The 22,130-nt window shown below is 53.9% G+C and carries 20 protein-coding genes; 10 read left to right on the top strand and 10 right to left on the bottom strand.

Annotated features, from left to right (window positions below; translation table 11 throughout):
* The 3 genes from rsmF to yebS all read right to left on the bottom strand — a co-directional run bounded on the left by rsmF (position 1) and on the right by yebS (position 5,350).
* On the bottom strand, positions 1–1,425 hold the full coding sequence (rsmF, locus tag DEU53_RS05640; RefSeq protein WP_110866297.1) for a 16S rRNA (cytosine(1407)-C(5))-methyltransferase RsmF: 1,425 nt from the start codon (positions 1,423–1,425) through the stop codon (positions 1–3).
* Positions 1,426–1,503: 78 nt separating this feature from the next.
* Entirely contained in the window at positions 1,504–4,137 is a 2,634-nt protein-coding gene (locus DEU53_RS05635; protein ID WP_110866296.1) for a PqiB family protein, read from the bottom strand.
* Positions 4,106–5,350 carry a membrane integrity lipid transport subunit YebS gene (yebS, locus tag DEU53_RS05630; protein ID WP_110866295.1) on the bottom strand — a complete coding sequence of 415 codons (1,245 nt, stop codon included), beginning with the start codon at positions 5,348–5,350 and terminating at the stop codon, positions 4,106–4,108. The genes DEU53_RS05635 and yebS overlap by 32 nt, the downstream gene beginning before the upstream one ends.
* A gap of 217 nt (positions 5,351–5,567) precedes the next feature.
* Here yebS and DEU53_RS05625 point away from each other — a divergent pair, with 217 nt between their 5' ends.
* The 4 genes from DEU53_RS05625 to htpX all read left to right on the top strand — a co-directional run bounded on the left by DEU53_RS05625 (position 5,568) and on the right by htpX (position 10,006).
* The gene (locus DEU53_RS05625) at positions 5,568–6,068 is read left to right on the top strand and encodes a GAF domain-containing protein (RefSeq protein WP_101764180.1); all 501 of its coding nucleotides are present in this window, start codon (positions 5,568–5,570) and stop codon (positions 6,066–6,068) included.
* A 96-nt stretch (positions 6,069–6,164) separates the two neighbouring features.
* The gene (proQ, locus tag DEU53_RS05620) at positions 6,165–6,845 is read left to right on the top strand and encodes an RNA chaperone ProQ (protein ID WP_110866294.1); all 681 of its coding nucleotides are present in this window, start codon (positions 6,165–6,167) and stop codon (positions 6,843–6,845) included.
* Between the two features lie 19 nt (positions 6,846–6,864).
* Positions 6,865–8,904 carry a carboxy terminal-processing peptidase gene (gene prc, locus DEU53_RS05615; RefSeq protein ID WP_110866293.1) on the top strand — a complete coding sequence of 680 codons (2,040 nt, stop codon included), beginning with the start codon at positions 6,865–6,867 and terminating at the stop codon, positions 8,902–8,904.
* Positions 8,905–9,124: 220 nt separating this feature from the next.
* Positions 9,125–10,006 carry a protease HtpX gene (gene htpX / locus DEU53_RS05610; protein ID WP_101764183.1) on the top strand — a complete coding sequence of 294 codons (882 nt, stop codon included), beginning with the start codon at positions 9,125–9,127 and terminating at the stop codon, positions 10,004–10,006.
* Positions 10,007–10,053: 47 nt separating this feature from the next.
* Here htpX and DEU53_RS05605 read toward each other — a convergent pair whose 3' ends face one another.
* Positions 10,054–11,436, bottom strand: a complete 1,383-nt coding sequence (locus DEU53_RS05605; RefSeq protein WP_110866292.1) for an MFS transporter — start codon at positions 11,434–11,436, stop codon at positions 10,054–10,056.
* Between the two features lie 192 nt (positions 11,437–11,628).
* Between DEU53_RS05605 and kdgR the strand changes: the two genes are divergently transcribed.
* The gene (gene kdgR / locus DEU53_RS05600) at positions 11,629–12,420 is read left to right on the top strand and encodes a DNA-binding transcriptional regulator KdgR (protein ID WP_101764185.1); all 792 of its coding nucleotides are present in this window, start codon (positions 11,629–11,631) and stop codon (positions 12,418–12,420) included.
* Between the two features lie 36 nt (positions 12,421–12,456).
* On the opposite strand, the gene DEU53_RS05595 is transcribed toward kdgR, so the two are convergent.
* Complete coding sequence (locus tag DEU53_RS05595) at positions 12,457–12,693, bottom strand: YobH family protein (RefSeq protein ID WP_008110416.1); 237 nt, start codon at positions 12,691–12,693, stop codon at positions 12,457–12,459.
* A 216-nt stretch (positions 12,694–12,909) separates the two neighbouring features.
* On the opposite strand from DEU53_RS05595, the gene DEU53_RS05590 reads away from it, so the two are divergent.
* From DEU53_RS05590 to rlmA, 4 genes are all read left to right on the top strand, one after another.
* Positions 12,910–13,185 carry a YebO family protein gene (locus tag DEU53_RS05590; protein ID WP_008110415.1) on the top strand — a complete coding sequence of 92 codons (276 nt, stop codon included), beginning with the start codon at positions 12,910–12,912 and terminating at the stop codon, positions 13,183–13,185.
* A gap of 683 nt (positions 13,186–13,868) precedes the next feature.
* The gene (locus DEU53_RS05585; protein WP_110866451.1) at positions 13,869–13,943 is read left to right on the top strand and encodes a DUF2627 domain-containing protein; all 75 of its coding nucleotides are present in this window, start codon (positions 13,869–13,871) and stop codon (positions 13,941–13,943) included.
* A gap of 83 nt (positions 13,944–14,026) precedes the next feature.
* Positions 14,027–14,236: a transcription antiterminator/RNA stability regulator CspE gene (gene cspE, locus DEU53_RS05580; protein WP_008110414.1), complete on the top strand. Its 210-nt coding sequence runs from the start codon at positions 14,027–14,029 to the stop codon at positions 14,234–14,236.
* A 141-nt stretch (positions 14,237–14,377) separates the two neighbouring features.
* Complete coding sequence (rlmA, locus tag DEU53_RS05575; RefSeq protein WP_110866291.1) at positions 14,378–15,184, top strand: 23S rRNA (guanine(745)-N(1))-methyltransferase; 807 nt, start codon at positions 14,378–14,380, stop codon at positions 15,182–15,184.
* On the opposite strand, the gene DEU53_RS05570 is transcribed toward rlmA, so the two are convergent.
* The 4 genes from DEU53_RS05570 to manX form a co-directional block, all read right to left on the bottom strand.
* Positions 15,181–15,639, bottom strand: a complete 459-nt coding sequence (locus tag DEU53_RS05570; protein ID WP_110866290.1) for a DUF986 family protein — start codon at positions 15,637–15,639, stop codon at positions 15,181–15,183. The genes rlmA and DEU53_RS05570 overlap by 4 nt on opposite strands.
* 92 nt (positions 15,640–15,731) lie before the next feature.
* The gene (locus DEU53_RS05565) at positions 15,732–16,577 is read right to left on the bottom strand and encodes a PTS mannose transporter subunit IID (protein WP_008110411.1); all 846 of its coding nucleotides are present in this window, start codon (positions 16,575–16,577) and stop codon (positions 15,732–15,734) included.
* Between the two features lie 14 nt (positions 16,578–16,591).
* Positions 16,592–17,392: a PTS mannose/fructose/sorbose transporter subunit IIC gene (locus DEU53_RS05560; RefSeq protein WP_064738889.1), complete on the bottom strand. Its 801-nt coding sequence runs from the start codon at positions 17,390–17,392 to the stop codon at positions 16,592–16,594.
* Positions 17,393–17,450: 58 nt separating this feature from the next.
* Complete coding sequence (gene manX / locus DEU53_RS05555) at positions 17,451–18,422, bottom strand: PTS mannose transporter subunit IIAB (RefSeq protein ID WP_110866289.1); 972 nt, start codon at positions 18,420–18,422, stop codon at positions 17,451–17,453.
* Positions 18,423–18,932: 510 nt separating this feature from the next.
* Here manX and DEU53_RS05550 point away from each other — a divergent pair.
* Positions 18,933–20,498: a TerC family protein gene (locus DEU53_RS05550; protein ID WP_110866288.1), complete on the top strand. Its 1,566-nt coding sequence runs from the start codon at positions 18,933–18,935 to the stop codon at positions 20,496–20,498.
* Between the two features lie 54 nt (positions 20,499–20,552).
* On the opposite strand, the gene DEU53_RS05545 is transcribed toward DEU53_RS05550, so the two are convergent.
* The gene (locus tag DEU53_RS05545; RefSeq protein WP_110866287.1) at positions 20,553–22,115 is read right to left on the bottom strand and encodes an EAL domain-containing protein; all 1,563 of its coding nucleotides are present in this window, start codon (positions 22,113–22,115) and stop codon (positions 20,553–20,555) included.
* Positions 22,116–22,130 lie beyond the last annotated feature (15 nt).

Raw genomic sequence — 22,130 nt, 5'->3', positions numbered from 1 at the left:
TTAGCGGAACAGACGTCCGTCGCGCACCAGTTCACGCGGATAACTGTTTTTAATCCGATTACCCACTTTCTTCGCCAATCCCAGCGGCTGCTGCTGGTAAGTGACGATCACCTCATCCCGGCTGGGCAACGTGTCCGGATGAATATCCTGACCGCGATACCAGGTTTCCGCTTCTGCATCGGTGAGTTCGAAATCCAGCGCGCTGCCCGGCTGCGTCAACGCCACGACCGCTTCATGCTGCCAGCGATAGCCTTTCGGGAAGGTTTCGGCCAACTTGAGGCCGATGCGCGAGAAGCGCACTTTACCCAGCCAACCCTCCAGCGCCGCTGGGAACAGCCACAGCTCTTTATCGCGCTGCCACAGCGTGTGATTTTCATCCCACCGCAAGCCGACTTTGGCCGCAGCCTGTTGCACTTCGGCGCTCAGCTTGCGGCTGGCCGGAGAGAAGGGCAGTTTGCCGACTTTGTAGGTTGGCGTTGGCAGCGCGGGAATGCTGGCGGTTTTACGCAGACGCGCAACGAAAAAACCTTCACTATCGAAAATCTGCGGGAACACGTGCAGGAAACCTTCGGCGGTTAACGCCTGATCGGCTCCATCGAATAAACCGTTCAGCGGCACGATTTCAACCGCGTCGGGATAACGCTGCTGCAACCAATGAATCACCTGCTGATTCTCGATTTGATTCAGAGTGCAGGTAGAGTAAATCAGCGTGCCGCCTGGCTGTAAGGCATGGAAAGCGCTGTCGAGAAGATCACGTTGGGTTTCCGCAATCGCTTCGGTGCTGGCCAGCGTCCAGTTACGCAACGCATCAGCATCTTTGCGCACCACGCCTTCGCCAGAGCAGGGTGCATCGAGCAGAATGGCATCGAAACGCTCCGGCAGCGCGGCGCCAAATACACGGCCATCAAAATGGGTCAGCGCAACATTGCTGACGCCACAGCGGCTGATGTTAGCGTGCAGCACTTTAACGCGGCTGGCCGAGTATTCGTTCGCCAGAATGGCGCCTTCATTGCGCATCAGCGCGGCCATCTGGGTGGTTTTAGAACCGGGCGCAGCAGCCACATCCATCACCTGACGCGCATCGGGTGCGGCGTCAAACAGCGCGGTAACCGGCAGCATCGAGCTGGCTTCCTGAATGTAGAACAGTCCGCTCAGATGCTCCGCCACGCTACCTAGCGGCAGCGATTCGTCGTCACGCTCGATCCAAAACCCTTCGGCGCACCACGGAATGGGCGATAAGCGCCAGCCATAGTCGGCGGTGTGGGCGAGGAAATCATCCACGCTAATTTTTAAGGTGTTGACGCGTAAGCTGCGACGCAGCGGTTGCTGGCTAATGGCGAGAAAGCGCTGCAGTTCGGCGTCGTCAGCAAGGCTGGCGCGCATCAGCGCGAGGAAATCTTCGGGAAAGCGATCGGACACGGGCATCTACCGGGAAACGAAATGAGCGCGAAGTGTAACACGCGAAAAAGAATCGGGCAGCCAGGCTGCCCGATTTGCTTAAGGTTAATGAGGGTCCGGAATCGCCGTGCCCCAGTCGCGCCACGCTTTCGGCGCTTCATCCTGTAGCAGGAAATGTTTATTGGCGCCGGCCTGCGGTGCTAATGGCACCGTCGGCGGCGTGGCAAACTGTACGCCGCCGCGAATGAACTGCTGGAAGGTGCCGGTTTTCAACACGCCGCCGATCAGACCGAAATCGAAGTTATAGCCGGAAGCCAGCCAGAACACCGAATTATTGCGCACCAGATGCTGGTACTTCTTGCTGATACGCAGCGCGATCTGCACGCGATCCGCCATATTGCCCAGCGACGTTCCGGTGACGGTGCCCACTTCAACGCCCCGGAACAGCACTGGCGTGCCCACCGACAGCGATCCCGCGTCAGCGGCATCGACATAAATCGTCAAGCCGTTCAGGTAGCGTGAATCGGTGATGGTGCTTTCCTGCAGTTCAAAGGTGCGCGCCGGCGAACCTTTGCCCGGATCGACGTTGAGATAAGGCTGCAGCAGCGTTTCGATATGGTTAACGCCCGCCGCAGAAATCTCCGGCGACACCACCGAGAAGCGGCTGCCGATGCGCGCAAAGTCCTGCACGTATTCCGGATAAAGCACCGCTTTGGCGACAACCTGATTGTTATCAGAACTCAGCGCCAGTGATTCAACCTGGCCAATATTGATGCCGAGATAGCGAATCGGCATGCCCGCCGCCAGTTTGCTGGCATCGAAGGTGTGCAGCGTAATCTGGCTGCCAACTGCACGCGCCGCGGTTTCTGACGAGTAGAGCACGCGTTTCACGCCTTTCGCCGCCTGCGCGCCGGTGAGATTATCGAAACTGATCGCGCCTTTGAGCGCGCGGTTGAGCGGGGACGCTTGCACGGTCAAACCGCTGCCGTTGAGTTGCACTTTGGCGCCGCCTTCGGCCCAGAACACACTCTCGCTGGTCAGCAACTTGCGATACTGCGGCTGGATATGAATCGAGATTTCAAACGCATCCGCGCGCGGCACTACATCCACCACTTCACCGACCTGGAATTTGCGGTACAGCAGCACTGAACCGGCCTGTACATCCGGCAAGCTTTTGGCGGTAAGTTTCAGCGTGGTTGGCGGCTGTTCACCCACGATGCCTTCTTCGGCACGTTCCGCATCCGCATATAAAGGATAACGACTGGAAGGATTGCCTTTCGCGCCAGGAATCAGGCGAATGCCGCCATCTACCCACTCGCGCGCGCTGGCGCCCAGCACTTTCATCCCGTCAAGTCCAAACTTGACATCAAGGCGGCTATTCACCACAAACTTGCTGTCAGCGTGCACCAGATTACGGTGCTCCGGATTGATGGCCGCCACAAAGCTGATGCCATTTTCATCCAGCGTGCGTGAAATCACCTGACCGATTTTCATGCCATACAACATCACCGGCTGGCCGGCATCGATACCGTAGGTTTCCGGCGCGCTGAGTTTTACCGTCAGCACGTCAGGTTTCTGCAGCAATGTTTCGCTGGCTGGCAACACGGTAAACTGATCCTGCGGTTCGCCTTCGCCTGGCACCAGTTCAAAAGTATTACCGGTTAACAAGCTGCTGAGATTGGTGTCGGTCAGGCTGATCTTCGGCGTGCGCATTTCAATGCGCGTCCCGCTGCGCATCAAACCGGTTACTGAAGGATCAACCGTCAGCTCGCCGGTGACTTTGCCGCCATCCAGCAGGTTGAGTTTGGTTAAGGTGCCGACTTCCAGTCCCTGATACATCAGTGGCGTGCTATCGGCTTTCAGGTTATCGCCGCTCGGCAGGTTCAGTTTCACTTGCACGCCGCGCTGACTGCGCGCCAAATCCGGATAGAGCTGGTAGTTGGCATCCACCTGAGCTTGCTCGCCGTCATTAGGTGAATCGAAGGCAATCGCGCCATTCACTAACGCGGCGAGGCTTTCCAGCTTCACTTTGGCACCGCTCAGGCTGACATCCGCATCAACGCCGGAAACATTCCAGAAGCGGCTCTGCTTTTTCACCAGATTGATAAAGCGGCGCTCAATTAGCACATCAATGGTAACGCCGTCGGTGCTGTTGTTGAGGCTGTAATCGTAAACGCGACCCACCGGAATTTTGCGGTAATAAACCAGCGAACCGGTGTTGAGCGAGCCGAGGTCGGGCGCGCGCAGGTGGATAAGCAGTTCGCCGGTATTAACGCGATACTTTGGTTGGGTATCGAGTGCGGTGAAGTGATCGCTCTCTTTACCTTTACCCGGCATCATGCCGATGTAGTTACCGCCGACCAGCGCATCAAGCCCGGAGACGCCCGCCAATGACGCTTTCGGCGTCACCAGCCAGAACTGAGTGTCTTCACGCAGTGCATCGCGCATGTCGCTTTTGATGCTGGCTTTAATCTGGATGCTGCGATAGTCATCACTCAGCACAATGCCTTGCACCGTACCCACTTCCACGCCCTGATAACGAATCGGCGTACGGCCTGGCACAATCCCGTCGGCAGTCTGGAAGTTAATGGTGATCGTCGTACCGCGTTCCTGATAGTTGGTCCATAGCAGCCAGCCGGCAATCAGCAGGGCGATGATGGGCAATAACCAGAATGGCGAAATCTTGCGCTTGTTGCGCAGATTGGCGCTAGTCGGTGTAGTCGGCGTTTCCTGTTGCATGTGCATCCCAGATCAGGCGGCTATCAAGCCACTCTACAGCCATAATGGTCAGGACAACGGCGGCACCAAAATAGAAGGCGGCCGGTCCCATGGTGAAAGCCAGCAGCTGATCACGATTGACCAGCGACATGGTTACAGCAATGACGAACAGATCCAGCATCGACCAGCGGCCCACCCAGGTGACGGCGCGCAGCAGGCGAATGCGGGTTTTTAAGCCCTGTTCGCATTTAAAGTGAATGCTGAGTAACAGAGTCAACATCACTAACACTTTGGTAAAGGGCACCAGAATGCTGGCGATAAACACCACCGCGGCCACCGGTATATTGCCCGATGCCAATCCCAGAATGCCGGAGAAGATGGTGTCTTCACGGCGTGCGCCATTAACATAGACCACCGAAATCGGCAGCAAATTGGCGGGGATCAGCAGCACAATCGAGGCGATGATCGCTGCCCAGGATTTCTGCAAACTGTGGCGTCGGCGGTAGTCAAGCGGCGTGTGGCAACGCGTGCAGCGCCCACGCTCATCGGCTACACCGGTTTGATGGCAATTCAGGCACACTTGCCACTCTTCAGGCGGGGAGGTGGGCATCGCTTGCGGATAATAGTGTTCCCACAGTTGCTCCACGTTCAGGTGGATCAGCGTCAGCAGGCTCAGCACCGTCAGCGCAATATAGGCCACTAAACCGTAGCCCACTTCCAGTGAGGCGTAATCCTGCACTTTGATCGATGCCACCGCCACGCCGACCAGATAGATATCCAGCATCACCCACTCTTTGAGCTTGTCCATCATCAGCAGGACCGGGCGCAGGTTCATTCCGAGCGCGTTGCCCACCCACAAATAGAGAATGCCGATGACCAGCGTAACCGGCGCGCCAATGGTGCAAAACGCCACCATTGAAGCGGTAAGGATGTTGCCTTGCTGCGTCATTTGGATTACGCCCTCCAGCAGGCTAGCGTTAATACGCATGCCCAGCAGGCGAATATCAACTAACGGCAAGCTAAAGGCGAACGGCATCAGCACGATCATGACCACCGCCATGGCGGTGAGTCGCGTCATCGACCAGTCACGACCGCTCTGAATTTGTGCATGGCAGCGCGGGCAATAGGCTGTCTGATGCGATTTCACATCCGGTAAGGAAAAAAGGGTATCGCATTGCGGACAACGCTGATAACGTGCGTGGGGCAACGTCTGGCTGATAGCGTGAATTTTCATAGGTGACGCAAGTGCCCATCGTTCGTTACGGTTACCGGCATGCTGAGTAGCGCAAAGTTGCCTGCAATATTCGGTGGTACCAGAATACGCTTATCCACCGACTGCTAAGGGTATAGTAACTAACAGAATGATTCACCTTCTGCGCCTGGATTATTAGTGCTTATTTTAACAACTGAGTGACAACAAGGTCACCCCAGTGACGAGTTATGGTTGAACAATGAACAAAAAAGCTTTTTACGAGGATTTGAATCGCGATGTCCGCGCCCTGTTGGCGGGTGAAACCTCGTTCCTGGCCGCGCTCGGCAATTGCAGTGCACTGCTTTTCGAACGCCTGGAAGGCGTGAACTGGGCTGGATTCTATTTACTGACGGAACCGAACACGCTGGTGCTGGGCCCGTTCCAGGGCAAAATCGCCTGCGTACGTATTCCGGTTGGCAAAGGCGTGTGTGGAACCGCGGTAGCCGAGGACAAAGTGCAATTGGTGGAAGACGTGCACGCGTTCCCTGGCCATATCGCGTGTGACGCCGCCAGTAATGCCGAAATCGTGATTCCTCTGAAAGTAAATGGCACCCTCGTGGGTGTTTTAGACATTGATAGTACGGTTTATTCTCGCTTCGATAGCGAGGACGAAGCGGGGCTGATGGCCCTTACCGACGGGCTTTGTGAAGTGCTGGCGGGCAGCGACATCGTAAAATTTATTCAGCTGACGCACAGCTAATCGACTGGATCACATAGCATTTGGCGATGTTGTCATTATAATGTCGCCTGTTCATGCCTGCTCTGGTCGGCAAATCCGTTGTAATCAGGAAATTTCATGGAAAATCAACCTAAGTTGAATAGCAGTAAAGAAGTCATCGCCTTTTTGGCGGAACGTTTTCCGCAATGCTTTAGCGCCGAAGGCGAGGCGCGTCCGCTCAAAATCGGCATTTTTCAAGATCTGGTCGAGCGTGTTCAAGGCGAACTGAGCCTGAGCAAGACGCAACTGCGTTCTGCCTTACGTCTTTATACCTCTAGCTGGCGTTATCTTTATGGCATCAAAGCGGGTGCCATTCGTGTCGATCTCGATGGCAACGCCTGTGGCGTGCTGGATGAGCAACACGTAGAACATGCGCGCAAGCAACTGGAAGAAGCGAAAGCCCGCGTTCAGGCGCAGCGCGATCAGCAGAAAGCGAAGAAGCGTGAAGCCGGTGAAGAGACCGCTGAACGTCGTCCGCGCAAGCCTGCTCCGCGTAAAGCTGCCGAAGGTGATGCCGCGCGTAAGCCACGTCCTCAGGCGCCGCGTGCGGCCGCGACTGAGCGTGCAGCCGCACCGCAGCCACCGCGGGCCAAACCTGTCACTGATACCTCAACGTTGCAGCCCGGCCAGAACATCAAAGTGACTGCAGGCAAAGGTGCAATGGACGCTACCATTCTTGAAATTACTAAAGATGGCGTTCGGGTTCAGCTCGCTTCCGGCATGGCTATGATTGTGCGCGCAGAACATTTGCAGTTCTGAAACGGAGGCTGACCCTGGCATGAACAACATTTTAAAGATCGGTATGATCGCGGGCCTGCTTTTAGCAGGCCCCACCTTTGGTGCAGATAATATTACCCGCGCCGACCAGATTCCCCAGCTACACGAAGAGCCACAGCATCCCACCGTCAGCGAACGCGTTACCTCGCGTTTCACCCGCTCTCACTATCGTCAGTTCGATTTGAATCAGGACTTCTCCGCGAAAATTTTTGATCGCTACCTGAATCTGCTCGACTACAGCCATAACGTGTTGCTGGCATCGGATATCGCGCAGTTCGCCGATAAGAAAACTACCGTGGGTGATGAGTTCCGCAGCGGTAAGCTGGATGTGTTTTACGATCTCTACAATCTGGCGCAGAAACGCCGCTTTGAGCGCTATCAATATGCGCTGAGCGTGCTGAATCGCCCAATGAATTTCACCGGCAATGACACCATTGACATTGACCGGGCAAAATCGCCATGGCCAAAGAGCGTCGATGAGCTCAACGCGCTGTGGGATGCCAAAGTTAAATATGACGAACTGAGCCTGAAACTGGCCGGTAAAGATGAGAAAGAGATCCGCGAAACGCTGACCAAGCGTTACAACTTTGCCATCCGTCGTCTGGCGCAAAGCAACAGTGAAGATGTGTTCCAGCTGGCGATGACTGCGTTCGCGCATGAAATCGACCCGCACACTAACTATCTTTCGCCGCGCAACACCGAGCAATTCAACACTGAAATGAGCCTGTCGCTGGAAGGTATCGGCGCAGTGCTGCAGATGGATGACGATTACACGGTGATCAACTCGATGGTCGCAGGCGGTCCGGCGGCGAAGAGTAAAGCGATCAGCGTGGGCGACCGCATTGTCGGTGTCGCTCAGCCGGGCAAACCGATGGAAGATGTGATTGGCTGGCGTCTGGATGATGTGGTTTCAAAAATCAAAGGACCGAAAGGCAGCAAAGTACGCCTGGAAATCCTGCCTGCTGGCAAGGGCACCAAAACCCGCACCGTGACGCTGACGCGTGAAAAAATCCGTCTGGAAGATCGCGCGGTAAAAGGCACCGTGCATAACGTCGGCAAACAGAAAGTTGGCGTGCTCGACATTCCTGGCTTCTACGTTGGCCTGACTGACGATGTGAAGGTGCAGCTGCAGAAACTGCAGAAGCAAAACGTCGACAGCGTAGTGATCGATCTGCGTACCAACGGCGGTGGCGCTTTGACCGAAGCCGTTTCACTTTCGGGCCTGTTTATTCCAAGCGGTCCGGTGGTGCAGGTGCGTGATAACAATGGCCGCGTGCGTGAAGACAGCGATAACGACGGCATCGTCTATTACAAAGGTCCGCTGGTGGTGCTGGTCGATCGCTTCAGTGCTTCGGCTTCTGAGATCTTCGCTGCGGCGATGCAGGATTACGGCCGTGCGCTGATTGTCGGTGAGCCGACCTTCGGTAAAGGCACCGTGCAACAGTATCGTTCGCTGAACCGTATCTACGATCAGATGCTGCGTCCAGAGTGGCCAGCGCTGGGTTCTGTACAGTACACCATTCAGAAGTTCTACCGCATTAACGGTGGCAGCACGCAGCGTAAAGGCGTAACGCCAGATCTGCTGATGCCAACCGGCGTTGAAGCGGCAGAAACCGGCGAGAAGTTCGAGGACAACGCGCTGCCTTGGGACAGTGTGAATGCGGCAAGCTACACCAAAACCGGCGATATCGCGCCGCTGGTACCGCAGCTGACCAAAGAGCACGCCGATCGCATCGCTAAAGATCGCGAGTTCCAGTACATCATGAAAGATATTGCGCGTTTCGATGCGATGAAAGACAAGCGTAATATCGTGTCGCTCAATCTTGCCCAGCGTGAGAAAGAGAACCGCGAAGATGATGCACTGCGTCTGGAGCGCATTAACGCGCGCTATCAGGCGGAAGGTAAAGCGCCGCTGAAGAGCATCGAAGATCTGCCGAAAGACTATAAAGAGCCGGATCCGTATCTGGATGAAACGGTGAAAATCGCTAACGATATGGCGCAGCTGGAGAAATCTCAGCCTGCTGCCGCAAGCGCGAAGTAACCGTCTGGCTTGTGAAATAGCACCGCTTCGGCGGTGCTTTTTTTTACGCTAAAATCGTTGTTAAGCGTTACTGATGCAGCGAACTTCGCACTTCACTGCCTAATGTAAAGTTATGTCTTTTTAGGCACTTAAAGATTAAGGTTGCTTGAAATGCGCGGCGATGACCATAGGATAGATATCCGCGCATATGCGCGTGCACAACTGAGGAAGATTAACGTTTATGATGCGTATTGCTCTTTTCCTGCTCACCAACCTGGCGGTGATGTTGGTATTCGGACTGATTTTGAGTCTGACAGGAATCCAGTCAAGCAGTGTTATGGGTCTGATGATTATGGCAGGTCTGTTTGGCTTCGGCGGTGCGTTTGTTTCACTGCTGATGTCTAAATGGATGGCGCTACGTTCCGTTGGCGGTGAAGTCATTGAACAACCGCGTAATGAGACGGAACGCTGGCTGATGGATACCGTCGGCCGCCAGGCACAACAGGCTGGCATTGCGATGCCGCAGGTGGCGATTTATCACGCGCCCGACATTAACGCCTTTGCGACAGGCGCACGCCGTGACGCGTCGCTGGTCGCTGTTTCCACCGGCCTGTTGCAAAACATGAGCCGTGATGAAGCTGAAGCGGTGCTGGCGCACGAAATCGCCCATATCGCCAATGGTGACATGATCACCATGACGCTGATTCAGGGTGTGGTGAACACCTTTGTCATCTTCATCTCGCGCATTTTGGCGCAGATCGCTTCCGGCTTCCTGTCGGGTAACCGCGACGGTGAAGAGAGCAGCAACGGAAATCCGATGGTGTATTTCGCGGTCTCGATGGTGCTGGAACTGCTGTTTGGCTTCCTCGCCAGCATCATCACCATGTGGTTCTCACGTCACCGTGAATTCCACGCCGATGCGGGTTCTGCCAAACTGGTTGGACGCGAGAAGATGATTGCCGCACTGCAGCGTCTGAAAACCAGTTACGAGCCGCAGGAGCCAAGCAGCATGATGGCGTTTTGCATCAACGGTAAAAACAAATCGTTGAGCGAGCTGTTCATGTCGCATCCGCCGCTCGATAAACGTATCGAAGCGCTGCGTAGCGGCGAATACCTGAAGTAGTCGGTAATAGACAGAAAAAAGGGCGCCAGATGGCGCCCTTGCTGTTTCTATGACTCAGCAGCCTGCCGCGACTGCGTCATGCGCGCCAGGCTCACCAAGGCAGCGACGCTGGCAAAGCTGCCCGCTAACAGCAGTGAGGCGTGTGTTCCGCTGTCGTTGAACAGATTAAACATTAGCGCCACTAGCGCCGCGCCGCTGCTTTGTCCCACCAGACGCGCGGTACCCAGCATTCCGCTGGCACCACCGCTGCGGTTACGCGGTGCTGCGGTGATGATGGTGTGATTGTTAGGCGACTGGAACAGGCCGAAACCGGCACCGCACAGCATCATGCGCCAGATGATATCCACGTCAGTTGGCTGCGTCGGTAAAAGCGCCAGCAGGAATAGCCCGGCAGCGAACATCGCTAATCCCAATCCGCCTAATAATCCGGCATGGAACTTCTCGATCAGGCGACCTGCAATGGGTGCCATCACCATGGTTGCCAGCGGCCACGGCGTGAGCAGCAAGCCGGTTGCCACTTCATCCCGGCCCAGCACGTTTTGCAGGAAGAACGGCAACGCCACCATCGCCAGCATCTGCGCGCAGAATGAGCAAATTGAGGTGCCGATCGACAGCGAAAAGACCGGAATGCGCAGCAAGTCCACCGGCAGCAATGGCACCGGCATCGCTAACTGGCGACGAACGAAAACAATGCCCACCAACACCAATGCCACCAATTCGGCCACAATCAGCCAGCCGTTTTGTCCCTGCGAGAAACCGCTCAGTGCAGATATGAGCAGGCCAAAGAACAGCGCATTCATTACGGCGCTTGGCACGTCGAATTTCTGTTGTTTGGCTTTCTGGGTGTTATCCGGCAGGAAACGCAATGCCAACCACAGCGCAACGATGCCGAGTGGAATGTTGATCAGAAACAGCCATTTCCAGCTGGCAACAGACAGGATCGCCGCCGCTACGGTTGGACCGGCCGCGCTGGAGACCGCAACAATCAGCGAATTGATCGCCATACCGCGTCCGAGGAAGCGCTGCGGATAGATGATGCGGATCAGCGCCGTGTTAACGCTCATCAACGCGGCACCACCAAAGCCTTGCAGCACCCGCGCCACGGTCAGCGTATTCAACGTCGAGGAGAGGGCGCAAAACAGTGAGGTAGCGATAAACAGCGCGAGTCCAACCTGATAGACGCGGCGGTAGCCGAGCATATCGCCGAGAAACGACAGCGACAGCAGCGAAATAACGATGGCGATTTGGTAGGCGTTAACAATCCAGATCGATTCGGCTGGGCTGGCATTCAATTCACGCGCAATGGTTGGCAAGGCCACGTTGGCGATAGCTCCATCCAGCACCGCCATCATAATACCGAGTGAAATGGTGATGATCGCGCCATAGCGCTGTGGAAGCGGTAATCCATCCTGGGCAACAGTAGAAGGCATAAGTAAAGTAAGTAAAGAGAGTGAATATCATCATGCTAATCAATTCGCTGCCGAAAAGCACCGCATTCATTGACATAAAATTACGTGTGGATGTGTCACTTAGCGTCAGTCGTTGCCGCCATGAGGCTGAAACGCATATACTGGCGCTTCTGTTCCGTTTTTTTTGAAACACTGTCAAAAAGGATACGCGCCATGGCGAGCAGTGATAATGATAAACAGCCAGACTCGGTTTCATCAGTGATGAAAGTGTTTGGCATTCTGCAGGCGCTGGGCGAAGAGCGCGATCACGGCATCACCGAATTGTCCCAACGCGTGATGATGTCAAAAAGTACCGTTTATCGCTTTTTACAGACCATGAAATCGCTTGGCTATGTGGCGCAGGAAGGAGAAAGTGAGAAATACTCGCTGACGCTCAAGCTGTTCGAACTCGGCGCCAAAGCGTTGCAGAACGTCGATCTGATTCGTAGCGCCGATATTGAGATGCGTGAGCTGTCGCGTCTGACTAAAGAAACCATTCACCTCGGCGCGCTGGAAGAAGACAGCATCGTCTACATCCATAAAATCGATTCTCTTTATAACCTGCGTATGTATTCGCGCATCGGCCGCCGCAATCCATTGCACACCACCGCGATTGGTAAAGTGCTGCTGGCATGGCGCGATCGCGCTGAAGTGCAGGAGATCCTCAGCGAAGTGGAATTCCGCCGCAGTACCGCGAAAACCATTGTCACTGCAGAAGCGTTGCTAGCGGTGTTGGATCAGGTAAAAGTACAGGGATTTGGCGAAGATAATGAAGAGCAGGAAGAGGGCTTACGTTGCATCGCGGTGCCGGTATTTGACCGTTTTGGCGTGGTGATTGCGGGGCTAAGCATCTCGTTCCCCACCATTCGTTTTTCCGAAGAAGCCAAAAATGAATATGTGGCGATGCTGCATCGTGCGGCGCGCAATCTGTCTGAACAAATGGGCTACCACAACTATCCTTTCTGAAATGAAAAACGGGCTGTTGCCAGCCCGTTTCAACGCTTAATTGTCGACCACTTCGCCACTTTTCTTCAGCAGTGGACAATCCGTTACGCCAACGATACCGCTGTCTGTGTGCAGATACTGTGCCGTAATCATACCGCGTGCGGTCAGATAGCTGCATTGCAGCCCAAGTCCCGCCGCATTCTTATTGCTGCCGGTGAGTACGCCATAGCCGGTCAGCAGCATCGCTAACCAAATTAATGCCACCAGCATAATCGTCCGAATAAGTAGTTTCATCTTATCTCCTTGTGATACACAACGCAGCGCATCCAACGTTGCTGCGAATCTACTGTAGCAGCATGCCGCGCTTTAGCCATCTAATCGATCAGAGATAACTGAAAGAGAGGGCAGGCGGGATAATCTGCTTTCCGTCGCTACCCATTATCTTTTGCGTCGGCAGCGAGTAGAATCAGCGGCGGAGTAGATGTTTGATTTTTGACTATAGAGGCAGTTATGAACGAATTAGCCGCAAACACCAGCCCGCTGTTTAACTATGGCGTTCTGGCCATCATCATTCTTGTGGCCTTTATTGTATGGTTCTTTGTCAACCGGGCTAGCGTGCGCGCCAGTGAGCAGATTCGTTTGCTGGAAGCCGTTATCGAAGAGCAAAAGAAACAGAATGCGCTCCTGCGCCGTCTGGTTGACGCACAGCCATCCACAGCAAAACCACCAGCGGATGAAGACGCGGATGAAAAACGCGATTTTATTCGGATGATCCCGGAACGTTAAGCCGTTAAAAGGGGGAAAATAATCGTCGTTATGGCAACCGCTGCGCACTGAAATGGTGCGTGGCGGGATAATGGCTTCTAATAATTTCCCTTTTAAGCCAGGTGTGAATAGCAACCATATCTGCCAGAAAGAATTTCAACTAAGATTTATCCTAAGGAGTTTTTGTTAAATCAAGCTCTTCAATGTTCTTTTTAACATTTAATTGTTGGGTAGATAGTTAAAATTGAGATAAATGCCATCTAAGGTTAATGCGTTTATATGGGGCGCATATTATTGGTTTCTCCTGATTTTGGTGCAAAGCAATTAATAACTTATACCTGAGAAAACTATTTGTACAAGATTTGAACGGCGCGCAGTTGTTGTGTCGCGAGCGAAGTTTTCAGTGGAATATTTTATTGATGCCATATTAGTGCAATATTTTTGTCGTACCGTTAACCCCTAAAATTGTACCAATATAGACATTACCGCTGCGCTTGACTAAGCGGCAATCAAGCGCTAACTATACTGACTGATAACCTTTTTTTGCGCACCTTCCGCGCTGGGTGTCAATATGTTGATTGATGAAGTGCCGCGCCTATTAACTAATTATGTGCGTCACGTCGATCACCGTTTAAAAATGGCTTGCCATTAATTTACGGATATGTGATAACAAATCGTAGGTCAAACGAGGTACAGTTCTGTTTATGTATGGCATCTTCAGTAAAGAAGTTACGAGTAAAGACGTTGACGTTGAATACCGCTTCCTTGCCGAACCTTAAATTAGTGCCTCATTCAGTAATGTCTCTGGTTTATCTGTAAGTCTGCCTGCGGGCAATATAATCATTGAAAGGAAATTTGCGAAATGGCAAAGATTAAAGGTCAGGTTAAGTGGTTCAACGAGTCTAAAGGTTTTGGTTTTATTACTCCTGCTGATGGTAGCAAAGATGTGTTCGTACACTTCTCTGCAATCCAGGGCAATGGTTTTAAAACTCTGGCCGAAGGCCAAAGCGTTGAGTTCGAAATCCAGGATGGCCAGAAAGGTCCTGCTGCGGTCAACGTTACCCCAATCTGATTTCGCCCTCAGGCTCGGTGCCATGCACCACTGAAACGAATCCTAAAGCCCCGTTCACTGAACGGGGCTTTTTCTTTTATTCTTTCTGTAGCCAGATGATCAGGGTAAACTGCGCCGCGAATTGCTAACCCGGAGTTGTCTATGTCTTTGATTTGCCCACTTTGTCATCTGCCTTTATTGCAGCAGGCGAATAGTTTCCGCTGTGATGCAGGTCATCAGTTTGATCAGGCGAAAGAAGGGTACGTCAATTTACTGCCGGTGCAGCACAAAGGTTCGCGCGAACCGGGCGATAGCGCCGAGATGCTGCAGGCACGACGCGCCTTCCTCGATGCCGGACACTATCAGCCATTGCGCGCGGGTGTCGCCAGGTTCCTCGCGCAGCATCTGAGTGAGCAAGGTGCGCAGCTGTTAGATATCGGATGTGGAGAAGGCTATTACACTGCGGCGATGGCCGATGCGTTACCGCAGGCGCAACTCTTTGGGCTGGATGTAGCGAAAGCGGCGATTCGCATGGCAGCAAAACGTTATCGTACGGTGAAATTCTGCGTGGCGTCCAGCCAGCGTTTACCTTTTGCCGATGCTTCTCTGGATGGCGTGGTGCGCATCTATGCGCCCTGCAATGAAGATGAGCTGAGCCGCGTAATTAAAGCAGGTGGCTACCTGCTAACGGTGACGCCGGGACCGCATCACTTACAGCAATTCAAGGCGCTGATTTATCGCGAAGTGCAGCTGCACGCGGCGGAAGAGAAGGTGTATGCCGGCTTCAGGCAGGTCGATCAACAAAATCTGCATTACAGCATGACGTTGAGCGGAAGTGAGGCGGTGAGCTTATTGCAGATGACGCCATTTGCCTGGCGTGCACGCGAAGAAGTGTGGCAGAACCTGGCGGCATCCAGCGAGTTTAACTGTGATGCCGACTTTATGCTGACGTTATGGCAGCGCGATTAACGCGCTTCCACCAGCGTATTGTAGATCCGTTCCAGGTCATCAAGCTGTTTGACAGCAATCAGCAGGCGGCGCTGCTCCAGCTGCATCACCAGAATGCCATCCTCTGACAGATTCATACTCTGAATGCGACCGTAGTCGATCCACACGCTGCCAAAAAACAGTCCATTTTCTTTCATCAATAGCTTCGGGCTGCGCACCCAGAATAACCAAATCGCCATAAAGCACAGCACCATCAGCAAATTGGTGGTGAGTTGTGTGCCATGTTTATCAATGTTGTTCCACAGCAGAATCAGCAGCAGCACCACGAAAATGGCGCTATCGATTTTATGGCGACGGCGCAGTGCGACGCGCAGTTTTGTCGGGCCATTGCGGCGCGGCAGGATCGCTTCATCATAGATGGCGAACAGAATGAAGCCTGCAATCAGCAGGGCGATCAGGGCGTCAGTCAGTGACATAAGATGTTCTTCCTCAAGCGAAATTATCTCAACGTGGGCGCTCAGATAATGCCGCTCAATAATAGCCGGGAGCAAGGCTCCCGGCGGGATGATTACAGACCGAGCAGGCCGATCCAGTAACCGAAGATACCGAGGGCGAAGAAGCCGACGATAATCCACAACGCATTCACCTTACGACGCAGCAGCCACATACAGCCAAAGGTTAGCAGCAGTGGAATCAGGCCTGGCATCAGCTGATCGAGGATAGATTGCACCGTGGTAACCGTGGTTTTACCGGTCTGGTCGGTAATGCGCGACACCACCAGCGGCACATTCACATGTGTCCACTTGTTAACCAGGGCCCCCATGACAAAGAGGCCGAGAATCGACGCGCCCTCCGTCAGTTTCTGCAGGAAACCGCCGCCCATATCGCTGACGATATCCACGCCTTTACGGTAGCCATACGCCACACCGTAATAACGCGTCAACAGACGCACGGCGTTAAACAGGATGAAGAACAGCAATGGACCCAGCAGGCTACCGCTCATCGCGATACCGGCACCCAGCGCAGCAAACACCGGACGCACGGTACCCCAGAAGATCGGGTCGCCCACACCAGCCAGCGGCCCCATCAGACCCACTTTGATGCCGTTAATCGCCGCATCATCAATCGGCGCACCGTTGGCGCGCTGCTCTTCCATCGCCATGGTAACGCCCAGCACCGGCGCTGCTACGTAAGGATGGGTGTTGAAGAACTCGAGGTGACGTTTAATCGCCTGTTTACGTTCGTCGTTATTTTCTGGATAGAGGCGACGAATCACCGGCACCATTGAGTAGCAAAAACCCAGCGCCTGCATACGTTCAAAGTTCCACGAACCCTGAAACAGGTTAGAGCGCAGGAACACACCGCGGACATCGCCGGGGGTGAGTTTCTTTGGAGTGTTAGTTGTATCAACCATGATTTCACCTGTTCCTAGTCGAGTTCGTTATCGAGGTCATTGTTTGCAGGACCGCTGGTTGCAGCACCTGCAACGCGGTTATATTTCGGTGCCAGCTGGATATACAGCACCGCCATCACCACGCCAATCACGCCAAGCGCAACCAGGTTGAAGTTGGTGAAGGCTGCAGTAACGAAGCCAAGGTAGAAGAACGGCATCAGGTAGCCCGCGCGCATCATGTTGATGACCATCGCGTAACCCACCACCACGATCATGCCGCCGGCGATGTTCAGGCCGTTGGTGACCACGTCTGGAATTGAGTTCAGCAGTTCCTGAACCACGTGAGTACCGACAGAAATCGCCACGATCAGTGCTGGGATGGCAATACGCATCGCCTGCAGTACCAGCGCGGATACGTGGATCCAGCTGATCGCCGTCAGGTTACCCTTCTCGGCTGCCTTATCGGCGGCGTGCTGGAAGGCCACGGTGATGGTACGCACGATGATGGTCAGAACCTGACCGGCCGCAGCCAGCGGAATCGCCAGCGCGATACCGGCGCCCACGCTTTGACCACCGGCAATAACCAGAATGGTTGAGATAATCGAAGCCAGCGCCGCATCCGGTGCAACGGCCGCACCGATGTTCATCCAGCCCAGTGCAATCATCTCCAGCGTACCGCCGATGATGATACCGGTTTTCATATCACCGAGGACCGCACCAATTAAGGTACAAGCCACCAGCGGACGGTGGAACTGGAACTCATCAAGAATCGATCCCATCCCGGCAATACAGGCCACAATAAATATCAAAATGATTTGTAGCGTGGTTATCTCCATTGCATTTCTCCTCTGCAAGGTCTCTAAAATTCGCCCACGTATGCAGGCAAAGGGCGAACTACGGATTGACCTTGGCGATCAGGTCCATCATTTTCAGTCGCTGATCGCTGGACACTTTACGTACTTCCAGTTCGATACCGCGCTCATTAAGTTTGCGAAACGCCGTGATATCTTTTTCATCCACCGATACCGCGTTGTTCACCTGCGTTTTGCCCTGACGGAACGCCATGCCGCCAATATTGACCGACTTAATGTCCACGCCTTGCTCGACAATCCTCACCACATCGGTGGGATTGGTGAACAGCAGCATCACCTTGTCATTGCCATATTTCGGGTTGTTCCACACGCGAACCATCTTATCGACATCCACCACGTGCGCGGTAACGCCCGGCGGGGCCACCTGCGTCAGCAGCGTTTTGCGCACATGATCGTTCGCCACTTCATCAGACACCACGATGATGCGGGTAACGTTGGTCTCTTTGGTCCAGCGCGTGGCCACTTGGCCGTGAATCAAGCGGTCATCAATACGCGCCAGGCCGATTTTCATGTGATCGCCTGCAGCCATTGGTTTTTGCGGCTGAGCAGGCGCTTTCGCTGCAACCGGAGCAGGCGCAGCTGCGGCTTGCGCTGGCGTTTCAGTTTTGAGGGCTTTAACGCCTTCACGACCGGCCTCTACCGCGATGTGAATCAGTTCTTCCAGCGATGGGTTGTCATCACGTCCCATCAAGGTTTCCACCAGCATCGGGATGTTGACGCCAGCGATGACATCATAGTCATCCTTATCCACCACAATGCGGCTGGCCGCATTAAATGGACTGCCACCCCAGGTATCGACCAGGAACAACACGCCCTTTGACGTGTCGAGATCGGCCAGCCGTGCCTGATACTTTTCGATTAGCGTTTCTGCATTTTCGCCGGGAACGAAATCAATCCATCCGACATTTTCCTGCTCACCCAACAGCATCTCTGCTGTTTTAAGCAACTGTTCTGCCGCCCAGCCATGTGTACCAATTACAATAGCAATGGTCACTTGCTACCTCCGTTCGCGTGAGAGATTCTCTGGCATTGCCGGGAATCATTGAAAATTACCGTTAGTGTTTCAGGTGGATCGTTAATGATGTGATAGAGAAAAAGCATCAATAAATAAAACGCAACAATCCGCTGCACAGCGATAAGGTCGCGATTTATTTTAGTGATCGAAAAAATAAATTATGTGATGTTTGTCAGCTATTTCGCGCGTAACGGCGCTAATGTGCACTTTTATTCGATATTCCTGCGTTAACGTAGATATTTGTAAATGTAATAAATTTTTTTGACGTCGTTGATGTAACTGATACATTAGCGTTCTGTTTTTATTCAGGAGTACCGGGCTTCAGCTCACCTTTATGGACCGTCACCGACGTCGCTCAACATGTTCTCAGCGCTTTTCCGCGCCCGCTTCCACGCTCTTCAGCGTTATCACCGCCTGTAACGATCTCTCGTCTCGCCCTCTGGTGCAGACTCAACTTCGTGCGCCTTTACGTCCGGTAAGGAGTCATTGATGGAATTTCTCTTCGACCCCTCAATTTGGGCGGGTTTGCTCACGCTGATCGTGCTGGAAATTGTTCTCGGCATTGATAACCTGGTGTTTATCGCCATCCTCGCGGACAAATTGCCGCCGAAGCAGCGCGATAAAGCCCGTCTAATCGGATTGTCGCTCGCTCTGGTGATGCGTCTTGGCTTGCTGTCGCTGATCTCCTGGATCGTGACGCTGACGCGGCCCCTATTCAGCGTAGGCGATTTCAGCTTTTCCGGACGAGATTTAATTCTGTTGTTTGGTGGTTTGTTCCTGTTATTCAAGGGAACCATGGAACTGCATGAGCGGCTCGAGAACCGCGGGCTCGAACATCAGGGCAATAAGAGCTACGCCAGCTTCTGGGCGGTGGTGATTCAGATTGTGGTGCTGGATGCGGTGTTCTCACTCGACGCGGTGATTACTGCGGTTGGTATGGTAAACCATCTGCCGGTGATGATGACCGCCGTGGTGATCGCCATGGGCGTCATGCTGCTGGCCTCGAAACCGCTGACGCGTTTTGTGAATGAACATCCAACGGTGGTGGTGCTGTGTCTGAGCTTCCTGCTGATGATTGGTTTGTCGCTGGTGGCCGAAGGCTTTGGTTTCCATATTCCCAAAGGTTACCTGTACGCTGCGATCGGCTTCTCGATCATCATCGAGCTATTTAACCAGATTGCGCGCCGTAACTTTATTAAGCATCAGGAACATCGCCCGATGCGTGAACGCACCGCCGAAGCGATTCTGCGTTTGATGGGTGGACGCCAGCGTAAGCAAGCGACGACAACTGAAGAAACCTCATTGACCGAAGCGATGCCGCAGGAAGCGTTTAAGGACGAAGAGCGCTACATGATCAACGGCGTATTGACGTTATCGCAGCGTTCAATCCGTAGCATCATGACGCCGCGCGGTAACATTTCGTGGGTGGATGTTTCGCGTCCACTGGATGAAATTCGTATTCAGCTGCTGGATACGCCACACAGCTTGTTCCCGGTATGTCGCGGTGAGCTGGATGAAATCATCGGCGTGGTGCGTGCCAAAGAGCTTCTGGTGGCGCTGGAACACGGCATGGATGTGGCGACCTTTGCTGCTAACACGCCGGCGATTGTGGTTCCGGAAACCCTGGACCCAATCAATCTGCTGGGCGTGCTGCGCCGTGCAAAAGGTAGCTTCGTAATTGTCACCAACGAATTTGGTGTGGTGCAGGGATTAATCACGCCGCTGGACGTGCTGGAAGCGATTGCCGGTGAGTTCCCGGATGAAGACGAAACGCCAGATATCATTGCCGATGGCGACGGTTGGTTAGTGAAGGGCGGGACCGATTTACACTCGCTGCAACAGCTGCTGGATCATCACGAGTTGGTGAAAGCCGATGAAGATCACGCCTCGCTAGCCGGTTTGTTGATTGCACAGAAAGGCCAGTTGCCGCTGCCCGGCGAAGTGATTGATTTGCCGCCGCTGCACTTCCAGGTGATTGAGGCGACCGATTATCGTATCGATCTGGTGCGCGTCACCAAAGATAAGCCATTCGACCACGAAGAACACACCGGGTAAGTCATCGGACTGAAGTAAACAATAACGGCCACGCCAAAAGGTGTGGCCGTTTTTTTATGCGCTTAGCTGCGCCTGATGCTGCTCCAGCCATTGCGGGAAATCCTCAATCGGCATCGGGCGCGCGTAGAAATAGCCTTGCAGATGGTCGACGCCGCGCTCACGTAGATAGTGTGCCTGCTCGGCAGTTTCCACACCTTCCGCCACCAGTGAAATATTCAGGCGCTGCGCCAGCGAGATCACCATATCGGTAACGGTCGCGTTAATCGCATCGGTGCCAATGGCGGCGGTGAAAATCTTGTCGATTTTAAGCACATCCGGTTGGAGGTCTTTCAGATAAGCCAGCGAACTGTGGCCGGTACCGAAATCATCAATCGCCAGACGCACACCAATTTCATGCAGTTGCGACACCACCGATTGATCGATGATTGGCAGGGCATCACGCTCCGTCAGCTCAACCACCAGTTTTGGCATGGGATTGGCCGGCCACCAGATATTTTGCAGATCTTCCACAATGGCGCGATCGCGAAAATGGCTGGCAGCAACGTTAATCGCAATGTGGAACGACGGACATTGCGGCAGATTGGGCAGCTCATCCACCACTTTCGCCAGCACGAAGCGGGTCAACGGCGCGATCAGGTTTTGCCGCTCGGCCAACGGAATAAACACGTCCGGCGCAATCCAGCCCTGACGCTGGTTATGCCAGCGCAGCAGCAGCTCCATGCCGTCACACTCGCCGCTTTTGGCGTTAATCAGCGGCTGGCAATAAACCATAAATTCGTTAGCGGTGATGCCATAACTGATTTGCCAACTGAGGCTCATGCGGTTGGCGGTCGCCAGCCAGACGATGTAACCCATCAGCAGGCTGAGCATGAGCGCCAGCGGCAGCTGTGAAGGCAGCGTGTTAAGCGCCAGCCGGGCGGGAGAAGGGCCGTACAAGGTGATGCTAAACGGATAACGCAGTGATGCCTGATCGTACGCCACTTCATCTTCAGACGGTTCAGTTTGTTCAATCAGCGGATTACCGTATTCAAGGCTCTGACCACCCACGTTGAAAATGGCGCGCTCAACCCACGGCAACTGCGGCTCCAGCAGATAATTGGTCATCAATTCAATATTAATGACTTGCAGCAGACCTTCGCGATTATCCAGCGATTTTGGCGTCCACAGCAGCAGCACCGGCGATCCTTTCAACAGATCACTGTCCGTGGCCAACATCATGCGCTGATTATTGATAGCTAATTCAGGATAGGTTTGGCTGAAGGAGAGGTTTTGCGGGCCGAAAATGCTGGAGCAGTAGAGCGCGTCGTCCTTAACCAGCAGCACGGTGCGCACGGTTTGCAGCGCGGCAATTTTCTCAATCAGCGGATAACGCACTTGCGCACAAGGTACGCCAACCAGACCGAGTGTGTTGTTGGCGGAAACATCCAGCGGCGAGAACATACGATCAAAGCGTTCAATCGCGCGGGTTGCGAAATTCAGCGACTGCTGCTCAATGCGCGATTTCTCTTCGATATAACGAAAAGTTAGCGTCAGGACCAGAACCAGCGAGGCGATCACTAACGCAATAAGCAGTCGCTTACGGCGAAATTGACCCACAAATTGCTGGGGAATGAGCATCAGTAACCACCTTGC

Origin of the sequence: Pantoea sp. AG1095 (genome assembly GCF_003208415.1) — a bacterium.
GTDB lineage: Bacteria > Pseudomonadota > Gammaproteobacteria > Enterobacterales > Enterobacteriaceae > Pantoea > Pantoea leporis.
Note: the sequence above shows the minus strand (reverse complement) of the source record. Positions and strands in the feature narration are given on the sequence as shown.

Bases quoted from the DNA above. Each gene is read 5' to 3' on its own strand.
- cspE (WP_008110414.1), top strand. From the start codon at position 14,027: ATGGCAAAGATTAAAGGTCAGGTTAAGTGGTTCAACGAGTCTAAAGGT.
- DEU53_RS05605 (WP_110866292.1), bottom strand. From the start codon at position 11,436: ATGCCTTCTACTGTTGCCCAGGATGGATTACCGCTTCCACAGCGCTAT.
- DEU53_RS05635 (WP_110866296.1), bottom strand. From the start codon at position 4,137: ATGCAACAGGAAACGCCGACTACACCGACTAGCGCCAATCTGCGCAAC.
- DEU53_RS05565 (WP_008110411.1), bottom strand. From the start codon at position 16,577: ATGGTTGATACAACTAACACTCCAAAGAAACTCACCCCCGGCGATGTC.
- kdgR (WP_101764185.1), top strand. From the start codon at position 11,629: ATGGCGAGCAGTGATAATGATAAACAGCCAGACTCGGTTTCATCAGTG.
- DEU53_RS05550 (WP_110866288.1), top strand. From the start codon at position 18,933: ATGGAATTTCTCTTCGACCCCTCAATTTGGGCGGGTTTGCTCACGCTG.
- yebS (WP_110866295.1), bottom strand. From the start codon at position 5,350: ATGAAAATTCACGCTATCAGCCAGACGTTGCCCCACGCACGTTATCAG.
- htpX (WP_101764183.1), top strand. From the start codon at position 9,125: ATGATGCGTATTGCTCTTTTCCTGCTCACCAACCTGGCGGTGATGTTG.
- DEU53_RS05560 (WP_064738889.1), bottom strand. From the start codon at position 17,392: ATGGAGATAACCACGCTACAAATCATTTTGATATTTATTGTGGCCTGT.
- DEU53_RS05625 (WP_101764180.1), top strand. From the start codon at position 5,568: ATGAACAAAAAAGCTTTTTACGAGGATTTGAATCGCGATGTCCGCGCC.
- rlmA (WP_110866291.1), top strand. From the start codon at position 14,378: ATGTCTTTGATTTGCCCACTTTGTCATCTGCCTTTATTGCAGCAGGCG.
- proQ (WP_110866294.1), top strand. From the start codon at position 6,165: ATGGAAAATCAACCTAAGTTGAATAGCAGTAAAGAAGTCATCGCCTTT.
- DEU53_RS05545 (WP_110866287.1), bottom strand. From the start codon at position 22,115: ATGCTCATTCCCCAGCAATTTGTGGGTCAATTTCGCCGTAAGCGACTG.
- prc (WP_110866293.1), top strand. From the start codon at position 6,865: ATGAACAACATTTTAAAGATCGGTATGATCGCGGGCCTGCTTTTAGCA.
- rsmF (WP_110866297.1), bottom strand. From the start codon at position 1,425: ATGCCCGTGTCCGATCGCTTTCCCGAAGATTTCCTCGCGCTGATGCGC.
- DEU53_RS05590 (WP_008110415.1), top strand. From the start codon at position 12,910: ATGAACGAATTAGCCGCAAACACCAGCCCGCTGTTTAACTATGGCGTT.
- DEU53_RS05570 (WP_110866290.1), bottom strand. From the start codon at position 15,639: ATGTCACTGACTGACGCCCTGATCGCCCTGCTGATTGCAGGCTTCATT.
- DEU53_RS05595 (WP_008110416.1), bottom strand. From the start codon at position 12,693: ATGAAACTACTTATTCGGACGATTATGCTGGTGGCATTAATTTGGTTA.